At 37.8% G+C, this 26,955-nt stretch carries 26 protein-coding genes; 17 read left to right on the top strand and 9 right to left on the bottom strand.

All coding sequences use genetic code 11. The annotated features are described in order from the left end of the window. The first annotated feature begins 18 nt into the window (after positions 1-18). The 4 genes from CBF35_RS02345 (at position 19) to CBF35_RS02330 (ending at position 3,545) form a co-directional block, all read left to right on the top strand. Positions 19-543 (top strand): GNAT family N-acetyltransferase, encoded by a 525-nt coding sequence (locus CBF35_RS02345; RefSeq protein ID WP_126778274.1) that lies wholly within the window; start codon positions 19-21, stop codon positions 541-543. A gap of 104 nt (positions 544-647) precedes the next feature. After that, on the top strand, positions 648-1,835 hold the full coding sequence (locus CBF35_RS02340; RefSeq protein ID WP_211345284.1) for a MalY/PatB family protein: 1,188 nt from the start codon (positions 648-650) through the stop codon (positions 1,833-1,835). A gap of 229 nt (positions 1,836-2,064) precedes the next feature. After that, positions 2,065-2,505: a hypothetical protein gene (locus CBF35_RS02335; protein WP_126778273.1), complete on the top strand. Its 441-nt coding sequence runs from the start codon at positions 2,065-2,067 to the stop codon at positions 2,503-2,505. Positions 2,506-2,609: 104 nt separating this feature from the next. Further along, positions 2,610-3,545 carry a D-alanyl-D-alanine carboxypeptidase family protein gene (locus CBF35_RS02330; RefSeq protein WP_170174685.1) on the top strand — a complete coding sequence of 312 codons (936 nt, stop codon included), beginning with the start codon at positions 2,610-2,612 and terminating at the stop codon, positions 3,543-3,545. Positions 3,546-3,568: 23 nt separating this feature from the next. Here the strand turns inward: CBF35_RS02330 and CBF35_RS02325 are convergent, their stop codons facing one another. Continuing rightward, positions 3,569-4,846 (bottom strand): alcohol acetyltransferase, encoded by a 1,278-nt coding sequence (locus CBF35_RS02325; protein ID WP_126778271.1) that lies wholly within the window; start codon positions 4,844-4,846, stop codon positions 3,569-3,571. Positions 4,847-4,874: 28 nt separating this feature from the next. Further along, a complete protein-coding gene (locus tag CBF35_RS02320) occupies positions 4,875-5,552 on the bottom strand; it encodes a DUF6320 domain-containing protein (RefSeq protein ID WP_126778270.1) in 678 nt (225 codons plus the stop codon). Between the two features lie 161 nt (positions 5,553-5,713). Here CBF35_RS02320 and CBF35_RS02315 point away from each other — a divergent pair, with 161 nt between their 5' ends. The 4 genes from CBF35_RS02315 to CBF35_RS02300 all read left to right on the top strand — a co-directional run bounded on the left by CBF35_RS02315 (position 5,714) and on the right by CBF35_RS02300 (position 11,190). Continuing rightward, positions 5,714-6,412 (top strand): response regulator transcription factor, encoded by a 699-nt coding sequence (locus tag CBF35_RS02315; RefSeq protein ID WP_126778269.1) that lies wholly within the window; start codon positions 5,714-5,716, stop codon positions 6,410-6,412. Then, positions 6,402-7,553, top strand: coding sequence for a sensor histidine kinase (locus CBF35_RS02310; protein WP_126778268.1), 1,152 nt, complete (start codon positions 6,402-6,404; stop codon positions 7,551-7,553). Before CBF35_RS02315 ends, CBF35_RS02310 begins: the two co-directional genes overlap by 11 nt. Before the next feature lie 297 nt (positions 7,554-7,850). Continuing rightward, the gene (gene abc-f / locus CBF35_RS02305; RefSeq protein ID WP_126778267.1) at positions 7,851-9,329 is read left to right on the top strand and encodes a ribosomal protection-like ABC-F family protein; all 1,479 of its coding nucleotides are present in this window, start codon (positions 7,851-7,853) and stop codon (positions 9,327-9,329) included. 85 nt (positions 9,330-9,414) lie between these two features. Continuing rightward, positions 9,415-11,190 carry a glycerophosphoryl diester phosphodiesterase membrane domain-containing protein gene (locus CBF35_RS02300; protein ID WP_126778266.1) on the top strand — a complete coding sequence of 592 codons (1,776 nt, stop codon included), beginning with the start codon at positions 9,415-9,417 and terminating at the stop codon, positions 11,188-11,190. Between the two features lie 204 nt (positions 11,191-11,394). Here the strand turns inward: CBF35_RS02300 and fni are convergent, their stop codons facing one another. From fni to CBF35_RS02270, 6 genes are read right to left on the bottom strand one after another with little or no spacing between them, the layout of a single operon-like run. Next, positions 11,395-12,459, bottom strand: coding sequence for a type 2 isopentenyl-diphosphate Delta-isomerase (gene fni, locus CBF35_RS02295; protein WP_126778265.1), 1,065 nt, complete (start codon positions 12,457-12,459; stop codon positions 11,395-11,397). 19 nt (positions 12,460-12,478) lie between these two features. Beyond that, positions 12,479-13,567 carry a phosphomevalonate kinase gene (locus CBF35_RS02290; RefSeq protein ID WP_126778264.1) on the bottom strand — a complete coding sequence of 363 codons (1,089 nt, stop codon included), beginning with the start codon at positions 13,565-13,567 and terminating at the stop codon, positions 12,479-12,481. Between the two features lie 14 nt (positions 13,568-13,581). After that, positions 13,582-14,571 carry a diphosphomevalonate decarboxylase gene (gene mvaD / locus CBF35_RS02285; protein WP_126778263.1) on the bottom strand — a complete coding sequence of 330 codons (990 nt, stop codon included), beginning with the start codon at positions 14,569-14,571 and terminating at the stop codon, positions 13,582-13,584. Continuing rightward, positions 14,572-15,516: a mevalonate kinase gene (mvk, locus tag CBF35_RS02280; RefSeq protein ID WP_126778262.1), complete on the bottom strand. Its 945-nt coding sequence runs from the start codon at positions 15,514-15,516 to the stop codon at positions 14,572-14,574. It abuts the gene before it with no gap. 55 nt (positions 15,517-15,571) lie between these two features. Next, on the bottom strand, positions 15,572-16,927 hold the full coding sequence (locus tag CBF35_RS02275; RefSeq protein ID WP_126778261.1) for a tripartite tricarboxylate transporter permease: 1,356 nt from the start codon (positions 16,925-16,927) through the stop codon (positions 15,572-15,574). A gap of 24 nt (positions 16,928-16,951) precedes the next feature. Continuing rightward, positions 16,952-17,179, bottom strand: coding sequence for a hypothetical protein (locus CBF35_RS02270; protein WP_126778260.1), 228 nt, complete (start codon positions 17,177-17,179; stop codon positions 16,952-16,954). A gap of 228 nt (positions 17,180-17,407) precedes the next feature. On the opposite strand from CBF35_RS02270, the gene CBF35_RS02265 reads away from it, so the two are divergent. Further along, entirely contained in the window at positions 17,408-18,421 is a 1,014-nt protein-coding gene (locus tag CBF35_RS02265) for a branched-chain amino acid aminotransferase (RefSeq protein WP_126778259.1), read from the top strand. Positions 18,422-18,467: 46 nt separating this feature from the next. Here CBF35_RS02265 and CBF35_RS02260 read toward each other — a convergent pair whose 3' ends face one another. Beyond that, complete coding sequence (locus CBF35_RS02260; RefSeq protein WP_126778258.1) at positions 18,468-19,205, bottom strand: peptidylprolyl isomerase; 738 nt, start codon at positions 19,203-19,205, stop codon at positions 18,468-18,470. A 195-nt stretch (positions 19,206-19,400) separates the two neighbouring features. On the opposite strand from CBF35_RS02260, the gene CBF35_RS02255 reads away from it, so the two are divergent. The 8 genes from CBF35_RS02255 (at position 19,401) to rnz (ending at position 26,944) form a co-directional block, all read left to right on the top strand. Further along, a complete protein-coding gene (locus CBF35_RS02255; protein WP_126778257.1) occupies positions 19,401-20,492 on the top strand; it encodes a DUF871 domain-containing protein in 1,092 nt (363 codons plus the stop codon). Between the two features lie 160 nt (positions 20,493-20,652). Further along, the gene (locus CBF35_RS02250; protein ID WP_126778256.1) at positions 20,653-21,387 is read left to right on the top strand and encodes a MurR/RpiR family transcriptional regulator; all 735 of its coding nucleotides are present in this window, start codon (positions 20,653-20,655) and stop codon (positions 21,385-21,387) included. A gap of 14 nt (positions 21,388-21,401) precedes the next feature. Continuing rightward, complete coding sequence (gene chbG, locus CBF35_RS02245) at positions 21,402-22,163, top strand: chitin disaccharide deacetylase (protein ID WP_126778255.1); 762 nt, start codon at positions 21,402-21,404, stop codon at positions 22,161-22,163. A gap of 115 nt (positions 22,164-22,278) precedes the next feature. Next, positions 22,279-22,671, top strand: a complete 393-nt coding sequence (locus CBF35_RS02240) for a YbaN family protein (protein ID WP_126778254.1) — start codon at positions 22,279-22,281, stop codon at positions 22,669-22,671. 423 nt (positions 22,672-23,094) lie between these two features. Next, positions 23,095-23,775, top strand: coding sequence for a 3D domain-containing protein (locus CBF35_RS02235; protein ID WP_126778253.1), 681 nt, complete (start codon positions 23,095-23,097; stop codon positions 23,773-23,775). Positions 23,776-23,928: 153 nt separating this feature from the next. Continuing rightward, positions 23,929-25,242 (top strand): GTPase ObgE, encoded by a 1,314-nt coding sequence (gene obgE, locus CBF35_RS02230; RefSeq protein ID WP_126778252.1) that lies wholly within the window; start codon positions 23,929-23,931, stop codon positions 25,240-25,242. Positions 25,243-25,404: 162 nt separating this feature from the next. Further along, complete coding sequence (locus tag CBF35_RS02225) at positions 25,405-25,935, top strand: DUF1269 domain-containing protein (RefSeq protein WP_126778251.1); 531 nt, start codon at positions 25,405-25,407, stop codon at positions 25,933-25,935. A 76-nt stretch (positions 25,936-26,011) separates the two neighbouring features. Beyond that, on the top strand, positions 26,012-26,944 hold the full coding sequence (gene rnz, locus CBF35_RS02220; RefSeq protein ID WP_126778250.1) for a ribonuclease Z: 933 nt from the start codon (positions 26,012-26,014) through the stop codon (positions 26,942-26,944). The last annotated feature ends 11 nt before the right edge of the window (positions 26,945-26,955 follow it).

Raw genomic sequence — 26,955 nt, 5'->3', positions numbered from 1 at the left:
AGCTCAGAGGTGTAGAGAATGAAATTAAGAGTAGCAATAGCAAGGGACCAACAGGCAGCGTCTATGTTGTTAATGGAAGTGGCAGAACGTTTACAAGCCAAAGGCTCCCAACAGTGGCAACAAATTTTAAATGGCAGTGAAGAGGAAATAATTAGTCAGAGAATTGCTAATAAGACGCTTTTAGTAGCAGAAAATGAAGCTGAGGAAGTGATTGCTCTTTGTTATTTGTATCAAGAGCCAAGTCAGTGGGACCAAGACCTTTGGGAAGAGTCAGTTCAGCCTAACATTTATTATCTACACCGAGTAGCTTTAGCGAATCAAGTCAGTGGTCAAAAGATCGGTCAAGAGTTTATTCAAAGCATTCAAGACTATCTTAGCCAACAAGGGGAAGAAGTTGTGATTCGTTTAGATTGCGTGAGTTACTTGGCAGTTCTAAATGATTTGTATCAAAACAGCGGCTTTCAACAAGTTGGTGTTGTGGCAGACGTTACCGCCGGTGAGTTAGTGGCGGACTTTAATCTGTATGAATGGTCACTTAAATAAATTAAGCAAAGCTGAAGAATTCCTTCAGCTTTTTTAGTCTTTGAGAAGCTCCCTTTTAGCCAATCTATGCTATGATTAATGTAACTAAAATGGGGAGGTAAGTCATGATAGAAGTGAATGATTTTGTTAAGAAGTACGGTGTTGAACGGAAGCAGACGAATTCAGTTAAATGGGATGGCATGAGTGAGAATTTCGCTAGGGAAGACTTATTGCCACTCTGGGTAGCTGATATGGAATTCAAAGCGCCAGAAGCTGTCCAAAGGGCTTTGCTAGAACGGGTGGAGCATGGTGTTTTTGGCTATACGGTGGTGCCTGACTCTTATTACGAGACTTTTTTTGCTTGGCAAGCCCAGCGGTACCAAGTCACATTGCAAAAAGAATGGCTGCGCTTTTCACCAGGTGTCGTAAGTTCATTTTACTGGATGGTTAATGCTTTCACAGAAGTTCAAGAGAGTGTCTTAATCTTAGCCCCAGTCTACTATCCTTTTTATGACTCAATTAAAGAAACGGGTCGAAAAGTAGTGACTTCCCAACTAGTCAATGAGGCTGGCAAGTTTACGATTGATTTTCAGGATGTGGAGCAACAAATTATTGAGCATCAAGTCAAATTATTTATCCATTGTTCCCCTCATAATCCAGTTGGTCGAGTTTGGACCTTAGCTGAGCAAGAGCAATTATTTGAGATATGTTTGAAGCATAATGTGATCATTGTTTCAGATGAAATTCATCAAGATTTAACCCGACCAGATATTACTTACGTAAGTAGTTTAAACATGGCAGAAAAATACCGCAAGCAATTAATCGTCTTAACAGCCCCTTCTAAAACGTTTAATTTAGCCGGGCTTTTAAATTCACATATTATTATTCCTGACAAAGAGTTAGGCCAACGTTATGACGAGTATGCAGTAACGGTTAATAAAGGTGTGACTAGTTTAATGGGAATTGTGGCGGCTGAAGCTGCTTATCAAGGCGGAGCTCAGTGGTTAACAGGCTTAGTCGGTGTGATCGAACATAACTACCAAATCTTAAAAACAGCCTTCGCAGAAAAAACACCTCACGTTATTTTAAGTGAAAAAGAAGGGACGTATCTGGCTTGGGTTGATTTAAGAGCCTACTTAAAACCAAGTGAGACGAAAGAATTTATGGAAGATAAATGCGGTTTAGCCATTGATTATGGTGAGTGGTTTGGTCAAGGGTATGAAGGGTATATTCGGATTAATTTAGGAACTGACCCTAAATACATTGAGTATGCTAGCCAAAAAATTACAAGCGAGTTATTAAAATTAGCTTAAAGCAAAGCCTTGACTACTACGAATCATCACTAATTAAAACGATTGGAAAAATCACCCGTACTGCCACATCTACTACAGTGGGTTCTTTAGCTCTTGGAGCAGCTAGTATTCCAAGAGCTGTTAATAGAGTAAAGACATCAGATTCTAATTTATAAATTTACAGTGCTAACCATAGAAGGCAGATTTCTGTTGTTTCTGGCGGTATAGCAACTATTAATTAAGGAGAGACATGAATAATTATTATAAAAATTCAATGAATTATCTTGAAAAAAATTTTAACATTTTAAACTTTCCTATAAATGTTTTTCCGAGTTTCCACATTGAACATTTAAAGAATAACGCATTAATAAATCCTTTAAATGAGATTTATAATATAAAAAAAGAAGATTTAAAGTTTAAATCTTTCTATATTACGGAATTAGAGTCCAATAATGTGTATTTAAGTGCTACACAATCAAATTTTTTTGAGTTACCTCTGTCAATAAAGGATAATAAAATTGAGCTTTATGTTGTTTTGGAAGAAACAATCGGATGTGTTGAAAGTAATAGTGATCGACTATTCTGTGAACTTTTACTAGCTATGAAACCTACTGAAAAAGATATGTCTAATCAACATGTTTCAACTATGTTTGAAAATATTGATAGAACAATTAAAGAACATTACCCTTGATTTTGTTGGAATTAAGAAAATATTAAGAAAGACCTAAGTTGGAATTTAGAACTTAGGTCTTTTTTAGTGGTTAAATGAAGATGAATCAGAAAGGTGTGTTCGTGATGAAAAAACGTATAAATAAACAAAAGAAAAAATTTCCAATAATTAAATTATTAATAATAGTAGCTGTCCTATTGAGTGGGTATACTTTTAAAGATCAATTGATTGAAAAAGTGATGCCAGGAGGAGTTGGTCAGGAAGTTGCGGTTTCAGCAGAAAGTGCCAAGAGTTTTCCAAAAATTAATAGTAAACAAGGGATTTTAGTCAATTTAAAAACGAAAGAAGTCATTAGCCAGAAGAAAGGCAACCAAGTGATTTATCCAGCCTCATTAACGAAAATTATGACAACTTTAGTTGCTTTGGAACAAGATCTAGCTTTAGATCGTTCTTTAACAATTCCTAGTGGCTTGATGAGTGACCTTCATCAAGAAGGGGCTGCCGTTACTGGCTTTTTCGAAGGGGAGACGGTACCAGTCTTAGACCTCTTATATGGCGTGATGTTACCATCAGGAGCCGATGCGGCTTTGACAGTTGCTGAAGGCTTAGCAGGCAGTGAAGAGAAGTTTGTGGCCTTAATGAATCAAAAAGCGCAAGACTTAAAGTTAGAAAACACGCATTTTACTAACGTCACAGGACTTCATGATAAAGAGCATCAAACAACGGTAGCTGATTTAAGTCGTTTGTTAGCTAGCGCTTTAGAAAATCCGCAGTTTCGAGCAATTTTCACTACGAAAGAAAATGTTTTTTATAATGACTATCACCCAGAAGGTTTGGTAATGCCTAGTCGTTTGTTTGCTAATTTGGAAACTAGTCAATTAAACCAAGGGGAAATCTTAGGTGGTAAAACTGGCTATACAGATGAAGCCGGTCAATGTTTAGCTAGTTTAGCAATTATTGACGGTCAGGAATACATCTTAGTCACAACTGGGGCTAAAACGAAGTCTGACTTTGCTAATTTACACATTGAAGACGCAGTGTCGATTTATCAAAACATGTAAAAAACGTAAAAACCAGTCGGTCTTTACGTTTCAAAAGTTAAATTCAGTTCATTGCTGTAGACGTTAACATCAAGCTTTTCGACTGTGGCTAAATGTGAGAAGAAAAATTGAATGACGTCAGCTTCGACGATATTTTTAATAAAACTAATCGTCAAGCGGTCATTACAAGAAATCAAGCCACAAGCCATCGGACTTTTTTGGGTCGGATAAGCTGAGATTTCCATGTGTTCAATTAAGTCGTACATCGGTGTGGGAAAATCAACTCGTCCTAAGTTTGTTAAGGTAATTGTCTTTTTACTTTCACTTAAGTGATCGAAGCCAAGGCGGACAAAGTAATGTTTGACAAACAAAGGCACAAACTTAGAGGCAACATTTCGCTCAAAGTTAACATTATTATTAATTGAAGACTGTAAATAAGTTTTCGTAGTTTTTTGAATTAACATTTCTTGCATCATCGGCACTAATTCGGCTAAGGTCATTTCGTCTGTCATATAGGCGCCAACGTTGATCACATTGAAAAAGTTTCGTAACGTTTTCGATGGAAAGGAAGGCCGTAAATTGACGGGAATGGCAATGACAATCGGTCGTTTAGCATCTCGTTGATTGTTCCGGGTTTGGTAAATGGAATAAATCATTAAAGCAGCTAAATAAGAAGTAATCGAGCCACCATAGCTTTTAGCGATTTGATTGAGTTGACGACTGTCCATCACCCCATGAATTAAGCTATTATCACCGTTGTCGTAAGGAACACCGCGAATATGAAAGGAACGTAAGCTTCGAGTGCTTTCTGAATACAAGGGCGTGTAGTGTTTAGAGAAACTGTCATCGACTTCTTCTTGAATAGCAGCTTCTTCGACTAACTTAACTTTACCTTCAGCGGGGAAGCTTTCGCCAGTTAATTGGAAGTAGTAATATAAAAGACTTTTAAAAAATTCAATGGCGCCACTACCATCAGTTAAGGCGTGGAACATTTCTAAAGATAAGCGGTGTTCATAGTAGATGACACGTAACATATAGCCACCATCACCATGAGTGTCCATTTGCTTACTAGGTGGGGTATGTTCTTTTTGAACTTTTAAAGGCTGTTTATTCTCGTCAAGATAATTCCAAAAAATCCCTCGGCGTAAACGGACTGAAAACATGGGATATCGTGGCATCACGATATCAACAGCTTGTTGAAGCAGTTCTGGGTCTATTTTTTCTTTTAAAATTGCAGCGAAACGAAAGACAGAAGAATTTCGCTCCCCAGTAACAGAAGGAAAAACTTTCGCCGCATTGTCTAGTCGATACCATTTATACATAAGTGCCTCCTTGGACTGCTAAATTGGATTAAAAGTGAAACCGTTTCTGTAATTCATAAAGGAGCCGTTTGCCTGAAAAGATGAAAAGCCCTAAAATAGTTAAGCTACCATAAATTAAGCAAGCCACACTGGGCCATAGAACATTAACACCTTTTACGAAAAAGAGCAGTAAGGGGATAATATTGATACTTAAAATTAATAAAATATAGCCAATGTCATCCCGCCACATAGATTTGTTTTTTACCGACCAGAGTGTCATCACTAAACCTGTGCCAATGCCTAAGAAGGGAATGGCAAAGTTTAAAGACCAACGCTGAAAGCCAGTTGATAAGTCAATTATTAAGAGGACTAAGGCTAAGAAGAAATAATTCCGCCATAAGGTACGGGCGATTAAGTTAATATTGAATTTCTGATACAAGTCTTTGCCTAAATACCAAATATAAAAACTAGCAATTGAAACAATCGGTGCCCATTTAATCGGATTGACTTGCCAAGTTAAGACATTTAAAGCGAAAGAAAAGGTAATAATAATAATCGTAATAAATAACCAAATCTTGACTCTGATTTTTTTCTTATCATTTTTTAATGGGTATTCTGGGTAAGCGGTTAAGGAAAAGGCCGGTTTGTCTGTTAATTGAGCATGACAAAGGGGACAATTTTCATGATCAGCACTAATCGTGACTTGACAACGTAAGCATTTATTCATAAATCCTCACCTTCCTTAAAATTATTTAATCGAACTACTATATTTTAGCATACTTTTAGAATAATAAACTTTAATTATATTTATCAGCAGAAGTTGCAGTTACTCTTTGACTTAGCTACACTGATATTAAGTAGCTAGGGAGTTTAAAGGAGGAGCAACAAATGGTAAATATATTAATTATTGAAGATGACCGAGAAATTGCTGATTTAGTTGAAGTTTATTTAAAGACAGAAGGTTTCCAAGTTCATAAGTTTTATCAAGGGCTACCAGGTTTAGCTTGTCTAGCTCAACAAAAAATGGATTTAGCGATTTTAGATATTATGTTACCTGATATCTCTGGCTTAGAAATTGCCACTAAGATTCGCCAAGACTATCATTTTCCAATCATTATGTTAACAGCGAAAGATCAAGCCATTGATAAAGTTCAAGGCTTAACGCTAGGAGCAGACGACTACGTTACGAAACCTTTTCAACCATTAGAATTAATCGCCCGTGTCAAAGCCCAACTACGACGAGTGACGACTTACAACGAAGACAGTCAAGAGCCAGCTTCAGAAGACATTTTAGAATATCATGGCTTAGTTTTAAATCAACGCTCATACGACTGCCATCTCAATGAGGTGAAAGTTGAGTTGACCTTAACGGAACATAAGATTTTATGGTTATTGTTAGCCAATCAAGGGAAAGTGATGTCAGCTGAAGAGATCTTTTTAACCGTTTGGGGTGAGAAATATTATGAAAGCTCTAATAATACGGTCATGGTCCATATTCGTCACCTTAGAAGTAAATTAGCAGCCATTAGCCAAAAACAAGAATACATTAAAACCGTGTGGGGAGTTGGTTATAAAATTGAAAACTAAAAAGGCCGATTACAGCTTGTTTAATCGAAAAATCTTTTACCGCGTCTCCTTAATCCTTAGCATCACAGGTTTAACCTTGTTTTTATTGCAAAAGTTGCTACGAGGGAATTTTGGCCCTTGGTTAGTTGATTATTTACAGGAAAATTTTCATTTGTCAGAAGAAAATGCTTTTTACTTTCACCAATTTTTAATTAGAAATAATTTATTGACCTTATCGCTAATTGTGATTGTCATTAGTTTAATTGCAGTTTTCTGGCTCTATACGAAGTTTATTACTCAGTACTTTGATGAGATTGCTAGTGGCTTAGACCAAATGTTAGAAGATAGCCAGGAACCTGTTAGTTTACCTTTAGAACTAGCTAGCCTAGCGAGTAAAATGAATTTAGGCAAACAAGAGCTGTTACGAAAAGAAGTGGCCGCCAAAGATGCTCTTAGGCGAAAAGATGATCTAGTTGTCTACTTAGCCCATGACATTCGGACCCCTTTGACGTCAATCATTGGTTATTTAAGTTTGCTTGAGGAAAGTCCGGATTTACCTATCGAACAACGGGCTAAATTTACAAATATCACTTTAACAAAAGCTTACGCCTTAGAAAGTTTGATTAATGAATTCTTCGATATTACCCGCTTTAATATTCATGAAGTTGTGTTATTTAAAGAACATTTAGACTTAAACTTGTTAGTTGCCCAACTAGCCGACGAATTTCAACTAAACAGTCGTCAAGAAGGCAAAGAGCTGTTAGTTGAAACGACAAAACCTTGTTTAATTGAAGCCGATGGTGAAAAAATTGGTCGAAGTATTGGCAATATTATTAAAAATGCTTTAACTTACAGTCAAGTCGACAGTCAGATTTTACTTGAAGTAAGCCAGAGCGATGAATTCGCAATCGTCACTTGTCAGAACTTTGGCAAAACCATACCTAAAGAAATGCAAAAAAATATTTTTGATAAGTTTTATCGCTTAGATCGGGCCCGTTCAGCGGAAACTGGTGGCTCTGGTTTAGGTTTAGCCATTGCAAAAGATTTAATCGAAGCCCATCAAGGCCGAGTCAGCGTAGCAAGCCATGAAGGCGAAACGACGTTTACGGTAGAGTTGCCACTGAATCATCAAAGTAAAGTTGCCGAAACAGCTAAACTTTGATAAGATGGACTTACTAAACAGAAGAGGAGGTTAGAAAATGGATTCGATGAGATTGAAGTTTAACCCTTTGAATAAGTAATTGAATACATTCAAAGGTCCTGTTTTATTTGACAAAACATGGAATCAATCTGCCATTAACTAACCTTATTTAAGTGCGCCCACAAAAGGGAACATTGATTATGAAAGAAACTTGTCAACTAAGAGATAGCAGCCCTATCTCTTTTTTGCGTACCCGAAAGACTAGTTGGCCAGACCAGTTTTGTCAAAGACGCGACCTCATAAAGGAGAGCGTGTAAGATGGAAACATTAGTCATAGAATTAACCGCAGTAGAATTGTCTTATCAAGGAAACCTGATTTTAGATATTCCTCATTTAAGTATTTATCAATGGGAAAAAATTGGCATTGTTGGAAGTAACGGTGTAGGAAAATCAACTTTATTAAAATTAATTGCCGGTAAGTTAGACCCGGACAAAGGAATCGTGAAACGCCACATTGATAGCCGGTATTTCTCCCAATTAGGTCGGGGAGAGCGTAAGTCAGATAGTAATGGCAAAATTAATAGTTTACTAAAAGTAACTCATGAAAGAATTGGGCAACTGAGTGGTGGGCAAGAAACCCGCTTAAAATTAGCGGAAGTGTTTGGAACGTATTCGGAAGGGCTACTGTTAGATGAACCGACAACTCATCTTGATGATGAAGGTAAAAATTTTTTAATTAAAGAGTTGGAAAATTATTACGGCACCTTGCTAATCGTCAGTCATGACCGAGGATTTTTAGATCAAACGGTGTCAAAAATTATTGAAATTAAAGACCACCAAGTGAAGGTCTATCAAGGGAATTACTATGACTATCAGAAACAAGTTGCTGAAGAAGAACTTGCAAATGAACGGGAAATCCTCAAGATAACTAAGGAACGGAACCGTCTTAGTCAGTTACAAAAAGACTTGCAAAAACAAGCCCAAGGAGCAGAAAAAGTTAGCCACAGTCAAAAGCAACGACAGATAAAACCAAATCGTTTAGCTGGCACGAAAGAAAAAGGCTCGATTGCTAAAGGGTTACATAAACGGAGTAAAGGGTTACATAAACGGAGTAAAGGGGTCAATAAACGCTTAGAACTTTTAGGCGAAACCCCTCGTCGGACTGTCCAAGTACCGATTACTTTTCAGCCTAATCACCAGTTAACCTTACATAATAACTTTCCAATTAGAGGAGAAAGCTTAAGTTTGGTGCGAAATCAGAAGGTGTTACTCTCTAAGAGTGACTTCCAATTTGACTTAGGAAAGGTTCATGTCATTCAAGGGCCAAACGGTTGTGGTAAATCTTCCTTACTAAAACAGATAGTGGCAGGGCAAGCTGGTGTCTACCTCTCGCCGAAAGTTGTTTTTGGCTACTTGGAGCAAGATAGTTTTCGCCAGCCGCCAGCAGATAGCTTATTAAGTTATCTCCTGAAAGAGACGAGTGGTTCGGAAACTTTAATCAGATCAGTCCTCCATCATCTAGGTTTTGAGCATGCTAGTTTAAGAACAGCCGTTTCTAATCTGAGTGGGGGGGAGTATTTAAAAGTCTTGTTAGCTAAAACCTTTTTAAGTGAAAGCAACGTCTTAATCTTAGATGAACCGACGAGTTTTCTCGACGTTGGGACGATGGAAGCTCTTCAAAGGTTGATTAAGGCATATCAAGGGACGGTCATTTTAGTTGCTCATGATGAGTATTTTGTTGCGGCAGTTGGGGAAGTCTTTTGGGAGTTTATTGATGAAAAACTAGTTAGAATATAAAAAATAACTATTATTGTTAGTTATTTAACATCAAGTCCTTTATAATGAAAAAGTACTTATTATAGTTGAGAATGGATGGAGATAAATGAGGGCAATTGGCATTATAAAAAGCACGTTTAGTCAGATGAAAGCACAGTGGTTTGATTATTTCGGAAGTATTTTAGTGTTACAAGTGATTAGAATTGGGATTGTCTTACCTATGCTTTCCTTTCTCTTTTATAAAATGTTAAGTAAAGCGAACGTTTTAAGCATTACCCAAGATAATTATCAAGAAATAATCACTCATCCTTTAGCGATTCTCCTAGGGATTGGCTTATTATTACTTTTTGTTTTTTTTACATTTTACGAGTTAGGCTATTTCTTTATTTTAGCTAACAACAAGGCTCAAGGAAAGGACATTAAAGTAAGAGAGATTGTCCGTCGCTTAAATAGCAAGGCCCGTTTCTTTTTAAGTATTCATAGCTTATTTTTGTTTCTTTACTTTCTATTGATCTTGCCTTTAGTTTCTTTTGGTTTAAATGCAGCACTTATCCAAAATATTAAAGTTCCAGATTTTATTATTGATGAATTATTAATGACTCCTGGTGGTTTGTACTTATATATTGGGGTATTAGTTGTTTTATCTTATCTAGCATTGCGTTTACTTTACGCTATTTACTTTTTTGTGACAGATGAATCTTTAAGTATTTGGCAGAGCTTGAAAGACAGTTGGCATTATTCCAAAGGAAAAAGTTTCCAGAATATCGTTATCCTCGGGGGAATTACCTTACTTTTCGGTTTATTAATTGGGGCAGTCGTCTTTATTATTATGTTGCCAGTCATGGGGGCAGATAAGTTTGCACCTCTCATCGCGCCGGTGATTGCTGGCATAGCGATGACACTCATTCAAATGATGCTCTTTTTATTTGGCGGACTATTACAGCCCTTAATTGCCACGGCAATCGTTGCTTCAGCAAGTAATTTGGTGACAGAGCCAGCGCCAAAGGAACCAAAAAAGAGTTTGAAAAAGTGGTTGAATGAGCACCGCAAATTGAGAGTCATAACGAGTATCGGCTTAATTGGTTTATTAGTTTTTAATATTTGGTCAACAGTGGCGATAATTTACCAACCTCAAAGTTTAATGATTGCTCATCGAGGCTTTATGTCTAAAGGGGTGGAAAATTCTCTTGGTGGCTTACGGGCCTCAGCAGCAACAGGAGCAGACTTTGTTGAACTTGATATTCAAGAAACTAGTGATCAGCAATTTGTCGTCATGCATGACTACAATTTAAAACGGTTGGCAGGCATTAATCAAGAAGTTCGTAAGTTAACTTTAGCAGAGCTGCAAAAAATTGAGATTAAACAAAATGGCTTTGTTGATACAATACCTTCTTTAGCTGAATTTATTGAGGTGGCGCGAGAAACTAATATTAAATTATTAATTGAAATTAAACCTCATGGCTATGAAAGCCCTGAAATGGTAGCTAATTTAGTGGAATTTTTAAATGAAAAAGAAGTGGTGACTGACTTTTTAGTGCAATCCTTAGATTTAAAAATCTTGAATGAAGTCAAAGAATTAGAGCCTAAAATTAAGACAGGTTACATTATTCCCTTAAATATTGGTAGTCTCCCTCAGTCAGTTCATGATTTTTATGTTGTAGAGGATTTCTCAATTACTGAAAGTATAATTAATGAAGCAGCAGAATTAGACAAGGACTTATTTGTCTGGACTGTTAATAAAGAAGAGTTATTGAAGAAATATTTACGTTTAGATATTGATGGGATTATCACTAATCATCCAGACTTAGGCATTGCCTTACGGGAAAGCCAAGAAGCGACGAGAACCTTTGCTAACCGGGTCCAATATTTATTAGAAGACTAAATTTAAAGCAGAGAATAGCAAAAAGGAGGTGTGACAAAAGTCGTTTAAATACAAGTAATTGGAAATAAATCCGAACAATCAGTTCTTTTGATTGTGCGGATTTATTGAAATTATCGTAGTATTTGGCTTTTGGAACCCGTTAATCAAATAACGTTCTTCAAAAAAGGGCGCCGATGACTAATGTCACGGCCCCTTTTAATTTTTCTAACGGCGGTTGGCGTAATAGTGCCAGTCAATTTGACGAGCGTCACACCATGAATTAATTGGTTCAGTTAAAATAAGATCAGTCTTAGTTAAGTCTGCTATAGTTGATGCACCTAGAAGAGTCATCATCGTTTGTAAAGTCTCTTTCCAAGCCTCAACTTCAAGAATCGTTTTTTCAACACCCTCATTTTGGATGAGATGCAAGAAGTGACCAGAAAGTCCCGTTGCTTTAGCACCTAGAGCTAAAGATTTTAGCATATCCATAGGTGTTTTGATCCCACCAGAAGCTAATATTTCAACTTTTAAGTTAGTCGAAGCGGCTTCGATTAAAGAAATCGCAGTAGATTGGCCCCAATTGGCAGCAAAGGAAAATTCTTGCTGACTACGGCGGGCGTTTTCAATAGAGACAAAGTTAGTGCCACCCCGACCGCTAATATCAATGGTTTTAACTCCGATTGCGGCTAATTGTTGAATCGTTTCACGACTCATTCCAAAGCCAACTTCTTTGACAATCACGGGGACCCCGACGCCTTCAACCATGTGTTGGATTTGGGTTAACCAATGACTAAAGTTACGTTCCCCTTCACCATCAGGCATCACTAATTCTTGAGGGGCGTTGACGTGAATTTGTAAGGCGTCTGCTTGCAAGAGCTCAACGGCTCGTTTGCCATTTTCAAGAGAATGTTCAGCCCCTAAGTTAGCAAAAATTTTACCATTCGGATTAGTTTCCCGGATAATTGTAAAGCTACTTGCTGTTTCCGGATGCTTTAAACCAGCACTGACGGAACCAGAAGCCATGGCCAGTCCAGTCTCACGAGCAACTAAGGCTAGGTCCCGGTTGATTTTTTTAGTTTTATCACTGCCACCAGTCATGCCGTTAATGTAGAAGGGGACTGGTAAGTCAAAACTAGCGAAATTAGTCTTTAAAGAGACATCACTGCGGTTCATTTGAGGAAAAGAGTGATGAACAAAGCGCATTGCTTCAAAATCAGTCACAGGGTGAGTATGATATAGTTTTTCAGCAATTTCGACATGTTGATCTTTCCGATGTTGATGAATAGACATAACATTTCCTCCTAATTAGTTAATTTGCAACCCAGTGAACCGGCTCATAATGGACAGCAACTGGTAGTTGACTAATTCCAGCTTTTTCCCACTGTGAAATTAAGGGGGTTGAGTCTAAGGTTTTGTCGATTAAGACAATCCCACAGTCGCCACCACCAGCACCAGAAGATTTAGCGGCACCGCAATAATCTTCTGCGATTTCGCATAAATCGAAGAGGGTAGCTGTTTCAATATGAACGCCACTGTTAGCGCCTAAATGTTGTAATAACTGGCGATTTTCGCGAATGCCCGCTTGGATCGTCGGTAAGTCATTATCTTTGAAGGCATCAATAATTTTTGAGACACATTGGAAACTGTTCTTCAAAAAGATCGAATAGTAATGATCGATTTCACTGATTTCTTCATTTAATAAATCAACTAAGTGGGTAGTTGAAGCCGGATTACCTGTCCAACCAATCAGTAAGTTTAAGTTTGGTGGTGGTGTTAAAGAATCAATCGTTAATTTAGGCCATTCGACAGCCAGGAGTTCTAGTAAAGTCGTCTTTTTTAACGTGTCTTGAACCCAGTTACGGTCAAAACAAGAGTAAGCAATCCAGCCACCGAAAGAACTAGCTGCTAAATCCCCAAAAGAACCATTACTCTTAATTGATAAGTGGGTGAGGGCTGCTAATTTATAAACTAAAATCGGATCGAAGGCGACTTTATGATAAGTCAGTAAGGCTTTGATTGTGGCAACTGTCACAGCCCCACTTGAACCAAGGCCGTATTTACGACCATCTTTATTGTCTAAATCACTTTCAATTTCTAAATCAAAGAAAGTTAATTTTTTGCCTAGTTCGGCTAAATATGTTTCAGTAGTAGTCACAGCTTGAACAACGTATGTGAAAGGATTCTCACGCTCGTCAATAAAAAGTTGACCATTTTTTCTAGTCCAAGGAATTGAAAAACCTTTTGAGTAGCTTGAACGAATGCTACCTTGAAATTTAGCTTCCTTCAATTTGACTGTAATATATTGGTCGAGAGCGACTAATATTGCAGGTTGACCTGGTTCTAGTACAGCGTATTCGCCTGCTATATAGAGTTTTCCAGGGGCACTAGCTTCTATCATCTGTATCTTCCTTTCTAAATTGTCAAACTATCTGATAATAGTTCAACACCGCTGCCGACTTTGGAAATAATAACTGGATTGTCAGGAAAAGCGGTTTGGAGCATTGCTTGAATTTTAAGTGTTTCTGAGTAACGGCAAAGAATCTTGACATTAGGTCCAGCATCCATTGTAAAGTAACAAGACCATCCTTGTCTACGGATTTCTTGAACTTTTGTTAAAACTTGCACAGTTAACGGCTCCCAGTAAGTAAATGGCGGTTGTGCTCCGAGCATCGTGCCATGCATTTTCATGCCACTAGATTCGGTAATTTCCCCTAACAGTTGAAAGTCTTGTTTGTGAATGGCTTCTTTAATATTGCTTAAATCTGTACCAGCACTTTCCACCCAAGCCGGGTAGAAAGGTGATGTATCAACCGTTAATTTCATTCCTTGGCGACTTGAGATGGCTTTTTTGTGAGTGTTAACAGCAACGGTAATCATGCCAATGTCCCAACTAGCATCATCCACAGGGACTGCTAAACTATCTAGGGAGTTAGTTCCCATTTGCCATTCAACAAAGCCACCGAAGACACTGCGAGTGGCGCTACCACTACCTTGACGGACATAAGTTGATAATTGGCTAGGCGGCATGTCTAAGCCAGTCAGTGAGTTCATGGCCGCCCCAAGAGCAGCAAAAGCTGAAGCAGAGGAAGCTAGTCCAGCAGCTGTCGGGACATGATTTTCACTAATGACTTGAATGGGTGTCTTTATATCTGCTTCCCGGCGGAATAAATCAAGAAACTTAGATATTTTAACTGTTTCTGCAGGTGTTTGTTGTTGATTATTTAAAATAAATGAATCTGTCTCTCTTTGATCAGCTAAACTAACAGTAGTTGTCGTATAAAAAGCATCTAACGTTAAAGAGAGGCTACTATTCATTGGTAAAAATAACCTTTCGTCTTTTTTGCCCCAATATTTGATTAAGGCAATATTAGTGTGGGCTTTGGCCGTGGCACTATTTTTCAATTATTGTTCACTCATTTCATATAACCAAGTTGACTTGGCTCCAGATTTTTCTAAGGCCGCTGCGATTTTTTCAGCGTCCTCAAGGTTTCTAGCTAATGCTATCATACATCCACCACGGCCGCCACCAGTTAATTTAGCGCCTAAAGCTTTGTTACTAAGGGCTGTCACTACTAAGCCATCAAGTTCTAAACTAGAAACCCCTAACTCTGCTAATAAGACTTGAGCAGCGTTCATGGCTTCCCCAAGAGCTATCGGTTGGTTAGAGACTAGAAACTCGCGACTGGCTTGGGCAAGTTCACCTAGCTCGGCAATTTTATGCTCGTATAATTCGTGATTTTTCCCGGCAACTTTTAAACCGACACTTGCCACAGCTTCTTTTGTCTGACCTGTTTTACCAGTATCAGCAACGACTAAAACAGCCTGTAAGTGTAAGTCAATTGGCGTGAAAGGTTGGCCTTTAATAAAGTAATAAGGTTGGCTACTACTGGTCATCAAGGCATCAAGGCCACTAGGATTACCGTGAGCAATCTTTTCGGCAATATCAACAATTCTTAATAACTCAGCTTGACTGAGGGGCTCTTGGTAGTAATCAAAAATTCCCCGAGTAGTAGCTACGGCTACGGCGGCGCTTGAACCCATCCCACGTTCAGCTGGAATGGTGCTTTCAATCTTTAATGAAAGGACATCATGTTCTTTCTTTAGAGTAATTAAAGAAACTTCAATGACTTTTTTTAAACTTTCTAGCAGTTCAGGCATATCTTTTAACAGACCAGTATAAAAATGACAATCGATCTCAGTTTCTGAATTCGTTGATTTTGTAACGGTTGTTTTAATTTGGGTTGCTGGAAAGGGAATCGCCACAGAAGGTTGTCCATAAACAACAGAGTGTTCTCCCATCAAAATAATTTTTCCATTTGCTTGGCCGAAGCCAGTTGTATTTGACATAATAAGTTGATCCTTTCGTAAATCATCACTATGACGATTTCATCGAGTGTTTAGTTTAAAGTATTTTAGTAAATAATGCAATAATGGCTGGTGCTGCATATAAAGTCATGAACTGAATGCCATAGTTTACGCCGAGACGATTAAGTGTTCCACAAGCGAAGGCAATTAATAAGATTCCGAAAACGTTAATGAGACCAGCATCCATGTAGCCTAGTAAAATGACTAAGGCAATAAACAAGCCTAAAATGGCTTCGTGGGGAATCTTCCGTAAAACAAAGGAAGTAATTTTTGAGGCGAAACGCATCGCAACAACATACACAACGGTGATAGCTAACAAGCTCCCAATTATAAAGGCAACGATGAGCTGAGATTTAGGAAATTGATTCGTAATCGTATCACCGATTTTAAAAATAGGGGCTGCTTCAAAAAAGGCTGCTCCCGGACCAATCGCCGCAGGGGCTAAGGGGATTCCTAAAGCGACAAAACAAATGACTAGGCCTGAGATGTAAGTCCCTTGAGCTAAGGCGCTCATTATGACAATAGCGGCTTCCGCTTTTTTTTGCGGGTCAGTTTCCCGTTTACTCACTAGTTCTCCAAAGAGAATTGTTAAACCAACAGGGCTTAAAACAAATAAAAAGCTAGCTAGAAAAGTTGAACCGATACTCCCGAATAATTCATTTTTTGAGAGGACATTTAAAGGGTTTAAACTTTCTTTACGAATAACTGGTAATAAAGTTAAAGGTTCTGCGCGGTTGACTAATTTTTCTCGTTCACTTTGATTAAAGAGGGAAATTAAAGAAAGTAACAATGGGGCTACGGTAATGCCAAGAAAGAAAGAAGTCGTAATGTTTTTCCCCACTGGGACAGCGCCCATCTCCCAATAAATTGTTCGTAAGCCTTGGAAAAGAAGGGCTAAAGGAACGATGCTAATTAATGAAATGATTTTTGATTTACTAATGAGAGATAAAAAAATCGCGCCGCCAATAAATAACCAAGCACTGTAAGCTTTTAATTGTTCCGCATAAGGCGCAATCAGATTAGCAATTAATAAACTTGTAGGTAAAGCGACTAAGACACCAATCAAACTACCAATCGCCGCTTTTTTTATCGCTGTCGTAGTCTCACCCCGAGCTTTTAAAAATAAGGCGTGTTCAACGAGGGGTGTCGATAATACCCCACCAGGTAGTCCAACGATTAAGGCAGGCATAAGATTCATCAAACCTAAAGTCACAAAGGCTGATACGAAAAAACTCAAAGCAACTAAAGGGTTAACACCACCTAAAATTAAAGCTAATGATACCGGCATTAGCACTGATGTTTCATCTGTTCCGGGAATAAAACCAATAAAAATATATAAGACAATGGCAGCTAAAGAGCCACCAACCATCTGGATCAAAAGACTTAGATCCATTTCTACCAAACTCCTTCACATTCTTTATTTTTGGATCTTGATGTTACGCTTCGGCTTAATTAAAAAAGTCGTTATCAAAAAGCCGACAATCGCTCCGGCTAAGCCGAAGAATAATTGCTTAGTCGGATCCGTCACTGGGGCTAAGAAATAGCCAACCATAGTCGTTATAACTGACAAGCCAATAGCTAGACTTAAATCTTTAAGACCGACGAGATCGTTCCAAATATAAACTGTTTCATTTTGTTTTTCCATAAGAACCTCCAATTTTTAAGGAAAAGATTAGTTAGTATGTGATTCTACCTATTATATGCTAGTTTAACGTAATTAAATAAAGATAGGAACAAAGTCGAAAACTCTTTAACAATTCTTATGACTTTGTGAGATAAACATATTCAGTAAAAAAACCATGGAGATCCAGCTTTTGATTTTTTTATAATCAAAAATATGCTATGATTATTTAATAGATAAGGAGTGAGTGACATGGTTAATATTGATTGGAATAATTTAGAGTTTAATTATATAAAAACACCCTTACGCTTCATTGCCCACTACAAAGACGGACAATGGGATCAAGGCAAGATGACGGAAGATAATACGTTGCATATTCACGAAGGCTCAACAGCAATCCACTATGGCCAACAATGTTTTGAAGGAATGAAAGCCTACCGTTGTCAAGATGATTCAATTAATTTGTTCCGTCCCTTTGAAAATGCCAAACGGCTTAACCGCAGTGCGGAACGTTTGAGAATGCCGGCTTTTCCAGAAGCGGACTTTGTGGCAGCAGTGAAAAGCGTTGTTAAAGCGAATGCTGATTATGTGCCTCCTTATGACTCAGGAGCGACTTTATATATCCGGCCACTACTCATCGGTGTTGGTGAAAACATTGGTGTTAGAGCAGCCCAAGAATATATTTTAACGATTTTTTGTACCCCAGTTGGTCCTTATTTTAAAGGCGGCTTAGCACCGTCTAACTTTATTGTTTCGGACTATGACCGTGCCGCGCCTATGGGAACAGGTGCCGTTAAAGTTGGTGGCAATTACGCCGCAAGTCTCTATCCTGGAACGGAAGCCCAAAAACAAGCCTTTGCTGACTGTGTTTACTTAGATCCGGAAACCCACACTAAGATAGAAGAAGTAGGGGCAGCAAATTTCTTTGGTATCACTAAAGATAATCAATTTGTTACGCCAAAATCACCTTCGATTTTACCGAGTATTACAAAGTATTCTTTGTTGCACTTAGCTCAAGAACGCTTTAACTTAGAAAGTTTTGAAGGGGATGTCCGCCTTGATGAGTTAGATAAATTTGTCGAAGCAGGCGCTTGTGGCACAGCCGCAGTTATATCACCAATTGGTGGGATTCAGCTAAAAGACCGGTTCCATGTTTTTCATTCAGAAACAGAAGTCGGACCAATTACAGAAAAACTTTATAATGAATTAGTCGGTATTCAGTTTGGTGACATTGTTGCACCAGCTGGTTGGATCGAAAAAGTATAAAAAAAGCCAAAGTCCTTTACAAGACTTTGGCTTTTTTTCTAATCGTTTATTTCGCTTCTTGGAGAACTTTAATTGATGTAATAGTCACATCTTTAGTTGGCACATCACTAGCTCCAACTTCCGTGCTAGCAATTTTATCAAGAACGTCTAAACCTTCAGTCACTTGACCGAAGACCGTATGTTTTTTATCAAGATGAGGTGTTCCGCCATTTTTGTATGCTTCAATGATTTTTTCAGGATAGTCATCAATTAGTAAGCCGTCAGAATAGTCTTCAGTACTTTGAACGATAAAGAACTGACTACCGTTAGTATTCGGTCCACTGTTAGCCATTGAAATTGCCCCACGTAAGTTATAAAGTTTGTCTGAGAACTCATCCTCAAAAGCTTCCTTCCAAATACTTTCGCCACCCATGCCAGTGCCTTCAGGGTCGCCACCTTGGATCATAAAGTTATTGATGACACGGTGAAATTTTAAGCCGTCGTAATAGCCATCTTTAGCGTGAGTTACAAAGTTTTCAACAGTTTTTGGCGCTTCAGCTGGGAATAATTTAAGTTTAATCGAACCAAGACTAGTAACCATTTCTACTAAAGTCTCGTCTTCAGCAACTTCTTTATTTAATTGTGGTAAGTCTAAGGCATTTAAATCAACTGCTTCTTTTGTCGATGTGGCTGTTGTCTCTGATGATTTACTTGTTTCTTGATTCGCCGCTTTACCACAACCGGCGATCAGTAGCGTTGCTAGTGCTAATGTTGTCACACTTAGTATTAATTTTTTAGTTTTCATTTTCCAACCTCTTTATCCTATTTATTTGTCTTTCACAATGATACCAAATTTTATTCATTTAACATAGAGAAAAGGAGGAATTCTGAGAATAAGGACGGGTTAAATAAAAAAACTTTAATAAAATGGTCTAGACAATGATTTTTTTAATTGTTATAATGTTTACGAAAGATAATATAATCTAGGGGGACAAAGACAATGGGAAAATTAGGTATTTCAATTTATCCAGAACGGTCAACATTTGAGAAAGATCAAGCATATTTAGATTTAGCACACAAATACGGATTCAAGCGGGTCTTTACTAGTCTCTTACAAATAAGTGACGATAAAGAAACAGTTTTAGCTGGCTTTAAAAAAGTTGTTGATTATGCTAATAGTTTAGAGATGGAAGTTATGGTTGATATTAACCCAGCTTTGTTTGAACAATTAGGAATTTCTTATGATGACTTATCTTTTTTCCATGACATGGGAGCGGATGGCGTTCGTTTAGATATCGGTTTTACTGGTCAAGAAGAAGCCCGGATGACTCGTAATCCTTACGGCATTAAAATCGAAATCAATATGAGTACTGGCACAGGCTATGTTGACAATATTATGAGTTACTCACCAAACTTGAACAACTTACTAGGGTCACATAACTTTTACCCACACCGTTATTCTGGTCTAGGTTATGACCACTTTGTGATGTGTACAGAGAAATTTACTAAATATGGAATTAATACGATGGCTTTTGTTAATTCTCATGACGCAACCTTCGGACCGTGGCCAACACAAGATGGTTTGTGTTCATTAGAAGACCATCGTGAGCTGGAAATCGGCACACAAGTGAAGCATTTAGTCTTAACAGGGATGATTGACGACATCTTAGTCGGTAATGCCTATGCGTCAGAAGCTGAACTTAAAGCGATGTCAGAAGCTTTTAATGCAGAGTATCCAACAGTTAAAGTTGATGTGGCAGCGGATATTACCGCTGACGAGGAAAAAGTCTTATTTGAAAGTTTACATAGTTACCGGGGGGATCGTTCAGAATATTTATTACGCTCGACAATGACCCGAATCACTTTCAAAGATTTACCTTTCCCAGCTCATAATACAGTTGATATGGTTAAAGGGGACGTTTTAATAGATAATGTCGAATTTGGCCAATACAAAGGTGAAACCCAAATTGCCTTACAAGAGATGAAAAATGATGGCAGAGTCAATGTTGTCGGTAAAATTACGCCTGATGAGCTTTTCTTACTTGATTTCTTAAAACCATGGTCAAACTTCAAATTAATTAAAAATAACTAAAAAAAACAATTGGCTACTTCATAACATTTTTGTGAAGTAGCTTTTTACTCCCTTTTTACTCCTCATTTTTGTAGTAACTGTGATAGAATAAGGGCAAGTAGCAAATGATCCAAGAAATGTTACTTCCTTTACTAACCTTAGTCTTTTTAGGAGGAAAAAAATGTTTACTTATCAACAAATCCAGAATTTAAATGATTTAGAATTAGGTGTCTATAATTATGTTATTCAAAATATTGACGAAGTCAAGACAATGAAAATTCGCGAACTATCAGAAAAAGCCCATGTCTCAACGACAACGGTGTTAAATTTTTGTAGCAAGATTGGTTGTGATGGTTATTCGGAATTTAAAGTTAAGCTAAAACTTCATCAAGAGTCACTAGCTACGACTGAATATACTGATGACACTGTAGCGATGATGGATTTCTTTAAGAAAATCAACACTTCCGCCTTTAAAAATGAAATTGATCATTGTGCTAAAATTATTGCCCAATCTAACAATGTCTTTTTTTATGGCATAGGTAGTAGTGGTATTCTTGGTCAATATGGGGCCAGATATTTATCGAACATGGGGATTTACGCGACCCATATTAGCGACCCGTTTTATCCGATTCCGGAGTTACCAGATACGAAGCCGACATTAATCGTTTTATCTGTTTCTGGCGAAACATCAATGGTTCTTCATCGGGTCAGTGAATACAAAGAAAAACAATTTAATATCATTAGTATTACTAATAGTGATTCATCAACTTTATCGAAAATTTCAGATGGAACAGTCGGTTATTATATGCCGATTGAAAAAAAAGGGCCAATCCATAACGTGACGACCCAAGTGCCAGTGATTCACATTATTGAAATGTTAGCACGTCAAGCCTTTGAATTAAAAAATAATGAATAAAGTGGGAAGACTGAATGAAATTAATAATTAATGCCGATGATTTTGGCTACTCTCGTGGTCATAACTACGGGATTTTAGATAGTTTTACAGAAGGAATTTTAACTTCTACAACGTTAATGAATACTATGCCAGGAGCAAATCATGCTTACCAATTAGCCAAAAGTTACCCAGAGTTAGACGTTGGTATTCACTTTGTGGCGACTCATGGCAAACCTTTATCAGATCCAGAGACTGTTCCGACCTTAGTCGATGGGGCTGGTAACTTTCATAGTAATGATTATTTTTACGCTAATGCAATTTCTCAAGGGGAACTTGAAAGTGAGTGGCGCTTGCAATTAGCTAAACAGTTAATAAACGGCGTCATCCCTAGTCATGCTGATTCCCATCACCACATTCATATGTCACCACAATTTTTTCCGGTTTACGCTAAAATTGTCAATGAGCATCAGTTAGCTATTCGTTTTTATGAAGAGATGGTGGACTCGCGAGAGGTTGCCAACTATCGTCAACTAGTTAAAGGTTTAGCTTGTCCAGATGGCTTTTCGCCAAATTTTTACCAAGAGGAAGTCTCAGAAGCGTTTTTTGATCAGTTTTTAACAACTGAAGATCTGACGATCGAAGTCATGACTCACCCAGCTTATCTTGATGAAGCTATTTATCACGGCAGTAGTTATAATTTAACGCGGATGAAGGAAGTCGAAGTCTTGACTAGTCCGAAGTTAATTATTAAATTAAAAGAACATGGTGTCTCAGTGATTTCTTTTAAAGACTTGTAATTGTATCTTTATATAGAAGGAAACGGATTTTTTAATGAAACAAACAGTAGGAAAGACTTTAAAGTTTACTAGAAATCTTTAATTAAAAAGAATATCAAGATGAGCGAGGCTTTCAATGAAAAAAATTAGTTTTATAATATTAGGTTTTGTAACGTTTATTTTAGGAACACTAGGTGTCTTTTTACCAATCTTACCGACAACGCCTTTTTATTTATTAACAGCCTTTCTTTGGCTAAACAGTTCTGAAAAGCTTCATGATTTTTTTGTTAATAGTAAATACTACGATAAGTACATCAAAGAAATGATTATCGAAAAGAAAATGTCTAAAGGTGATCAACGTAAAATGTTTATTGGTATCTTTTTCATTTTACTCATACCGTTTATTTTAGTAGATAGTTTACTTGTTAGAAGTATTTTAGTCATCGTCTATGTGGCCCATTTGTATTTACTGACACGGTATTTCAATAAAAAGCAAAAAGTAGCGATTAAAAAGCAAGTACTGGACTAAAGCTCAGTCAAAAAAAGCCGGTTTAAGGCTTTTTTTTATTGTTTATCATTCATAATAAGGGGGTTAAAAGCCGTCCTTAAGCACTTTTAGCAAGTTTTTAAGGTCAAAAAGGCTGATAATATTTGACGTTAAACTGTAACATAAGCAGAGAAAATGCTTATTTTTAGTAAGAAGGACTTTTCAATATTACAAGGCTGTTTATTAAGGGTTTATTAGTTGAATAAAAACAGGTGTTCTTAGCTAGGTGTTAAAGGAATCCTTATAAAATAAGCTTTCTGAAATATTTTCATGAAAACATTAACCTTACATTAACAAGATTGATATTGCTTTGTAACATAGCCTTGTTATGATTTGTCTCGTTCTCAAGTAAGCAACACACAGGGAACAAAAATCTTTTTACAAAACAAGGGGAGTAAATACAAAATGAACGTAAAGACAAAATTAGTCGGAATCGTCGCAATTGCTACAACAACTATGGGATTTGGCGCTACTGCATTTGCAGATAGTATCTATACAGTTAAATCAGGAGACACGCTTTCACAAATCTCTTATGATTACTTAGGGTCAGCAGACCAATACACAACAATCGCTCAATCAAACAACATTTTAAATGCTGACTTAATCTATGTCGGACAAAAATTAAAACTATCAGCAGATGGTCAAATTAGTGAAGCAACAGCAGATGAAGTTGCAACGATTGAAGAAGCAACGACACCAGTTATTGAAGAGAACACGCCAGTCGTTGAAGAAACACCGGCAGTTGTTGAAGAAGCACCAGTAGCTGAACCAGTCCAAGAAGTTGAACAAGTTCAAGAGTCAGCACCAGCTGGTCGGACGATTACAGTTGAAACAACAGCTTACGATGGTATTAGTTTAGGTGGCTTAACAGCAACTGGTTACCAAATTACTGGTTATGGTGATAAAGTAATTGCCGTTGACCCAAATGTTATTCCATTAGGTAGTACCGTTTATGTCCCAGGATACGGAACAGCGATTGCTGCCGATACTGGTGGTGCGATTCAAGGAAATATCATTGATTTAAATATGAGTACAGCAGATGCCATTCAATGGGGTCGTCGCTCAGTAACAATTACAATTTTATAAAAATAGCTGATATTCAGCTTGATTATGAGAGAAAACTGTGGAATTTACGATTCTGCAGTTTTTTTATGTGAAAAAGCACGGATTTATTGGACAAACGTGCCGATAACCATTAAAATGAAATAAGATTTTGAATTAGATTAGGAGGACAAAAGAATGTCCATGTTTTTAGATCAAGTAACAATCGACGTTAAAGCCGGCAAAGGCGGAGACGGCATGGTTGCTTTTAGAAGAGAGAAATATGTACCAGACGGCGGGCCAGCAGGTGGAGATGGCGGTCGTGGTGGCGATATTATTCTAGTTGTTGAAGAAGGTTTACGTACATTAATGGATTTTAGATTTAATCGCTTTTTCCGTTCAATCCCCGGAGAAAATGGTATGAGTAAAGGGATGCATGGTCGTGGAGCTGAAGACACATATGTGCCAGTCCCGCCCGGCACAACAGTCCGTAATAAAGAAACAGGGGCTTTGTTAGGTGATTTACTAACACAAGGTCAAACCTTATGTGTGGCTAAAGGTGGACGTGGTGGACGTGGGAACATTCGTTTCTCTTCACCAAGAAACCCAGCACCAGAAATCGCTGAAAATGGTGAACCTGGTGATGAGCATAAAATTGAATTAGAATTAAAAGTACTAGCAGACGTTGGTCTAGTTGGTTTCCCATCAGTTGGTAAATCAACATTACTGTCAATCGTTTCAAAAGCCCGTCCGAAAATCGGTGCCTATCACTTTACTACGTTAGTACCAAACTTAGGAATGGTTACTGTTAAAGATGGCCGTAGTTTCGTTATGGCTGATTTACCTGGTTTAATTGAAGGGGCGTCACAAGGCATTGGTTTAGGAACACAATTCTTACGCCACATCGAACGAACTCGGGTTATCTTACACGTGATTGATATGAGTGGCATGGAAGGCCGCGATCCTTACGACGATTATTTAGCAATCAACAAAGAGTTGGAAGCTCATAATTTACGTTTATTAGAACGACCACAAATTGTCGTTGCTAATAAGATGGATATGCCTGATGCTGCTGAAAACTTAGAAATCTTCAAGGAAAAGCTATATGCAGGCATTACAGATGAATTTGCTGATAAAATTCCAGTCTTTGCTGTTTCTGGAACGTCCCATCAAGGGATTGAACCATTACTAAGCGCTACTGTGGACTTAGTCGAAACGACTCCTGAATTTCCTCTTTATGATGAAGGAATGGAAGAAGAAACGATTCGTTATGAGTTTACCCCAGAAGAGAAACAATTTGATGTCACTCGTGATGATGACACGACTTGGGTTCTGTCTGGTGAAGGCTTAGAGAAACTCTTCAAGATGACTAACTTTGACCACGATGAAAGTACGATGCGTTTTGCTCGTCAATTACGAGGCATGGGTGTCGATGAAGCGTTACGTGCTAAAGGAGCTAAAGATGGCGATTTCGTCAGAATTGGTGAATTTGTCTTTGAATTCGTAGATTAATAATCTTCAGAATAGCGATGATTTCAGTCTTAACTGAAATCTAGCTATTCTTTTTTTGATTTACTGTTCTAAATCTTTCCGTAGAAGCGGATTTATTGGTACAATAGAGGAGAATTAATGAAGCAAGCCCACAACTAATTAACTTATAGGAGGAACTGACAGATGAGTAAAAAAGTGATTATTTTAACCTTTGAGCTTGAAAGCTTACCTTATCAAGCTTTTTCAGAAATCAAAAGAATTCATAGTAAAAAGGAATTAACTGTGGAACAAATGGCAGTTGTCTATCACAGCGGAACAGGGGATCACCAATTCGAAATGAAAGACTTTTTAGATTTTACTGGTAAAAATCACACAGCTAAAAATAGTACGATTGGCATGTTCCTGGGAATCTTAGGTGGGCCTTTAGGGATGATGTTTGGCTGGTTTGCTGGCAGTGTTCTAGGTGGGGCTCAAGACGCTAAGGAGTTAAGTCAAGCCGCAAGTATCTTTGAATTCATTGGTAAAGAACTACCGGAAGGTCAAACGGGTTTACTTTTATTAGCCGATGAAAAAGATAATCGGCCTTTGAATCAATTAGTCTTTAATCAACTAGGGGGCCAAATTACCCGCTTTGATGTGGAAGATGTTGAAGGGGAAATTGCCAAAGCCCAAACGTTAGAAGCAGAAGTTGAAGAAAAAAAGACAAAGCCTTAATGGGGAAAAAGTGTTGCTTCTCTGAGGGGATTGCCCTACAATAAATAAGAAGTTTATATAGAAAGTTAGGTTTATTATGGAAATCCAATTTTTAGGTACAGGCGCAGGTGTTCCTGCTAAACAAAGAAATGTTACAAGTATCGCTTTAAAGTTATTAGATGAACGAAATTCAGTGTGGTTATTTGACTGTGGCGAAGGAACCCAACAGCAAATACTACGTACGAATATCCGACCACGTAAAATTGAGAAAATTTTTATTACTCATCTTCATGGGGATCATATTTTTGGTTTGCCCGGGTTACTAAGTAGCCGTTCATTCCAAGGTGGCGAAAGTCCCTTAACAATTATTGGACCTAAAGGCATTAAGAAATACGTTGAAACGAGTTTACGGTTATCAGAATCCCATTTGAAATATTCACTGATCTTTAACGAGATCGATGAGACAGGCGTGATTTTTAAAGATCACCAATTTACCGTCACTTGTTTACCATTGGATCATCGGATTACGTGTTATGGCTACCGGATTGTCGAAGCAGACCATGAAGGCGAACTCCAAGTTGAAAAACTTAAAGCCGCTCAAGTTCCTTCAGGTCCGATTTATGGCAAATTGAAAAGTGGCTTAAGTGTAGAGCTACCAGACGGTCGTGTCATCAATGGTCAAGATTTTGTGGGCGAGGCGAAACAAGGTCGGATTGTCACGATTTTAGGGGATACTCGTAAACACCCTAATAGTGTTGAACTAGCTAAAAATGCTGACCTTCTTGTCCATGAGAGTACGTTTAATCAGGGGGAAAGTAAATTAGCCCGAGAGTATTATCATTCAACGACAACTCAAGCCGCGGAAGTCGCCATTGAAGCCCAAGTGGAAAAATTATTATTAACTCATATTAGTGCTCGCTATATTGGAAAAGAAGCCCAAGAGTTAGAACAAGAAGCCCAAGTGCTCTTTCCAGCGACAAAACTAGTCAAAGATTTTGATTGTGTGGATATTCCTTTTAAAGGGAAATAAATGAAAGGTGG

Origin of the sequence: Vagococcus salmoninarum, from assembly GCF_003987495.1 — a bacterium.
Lineage (GTDB): Bacteria > Bacillota > Bacilli > Lactobacillales > Vagococcaceae > Vagococcus_D > Vagococcus_D salmoninarum.
Note: the sequence above shows the minus strand (reverse complement) of the source record. Positions and strands in the feature narration are given on the sequence as shown.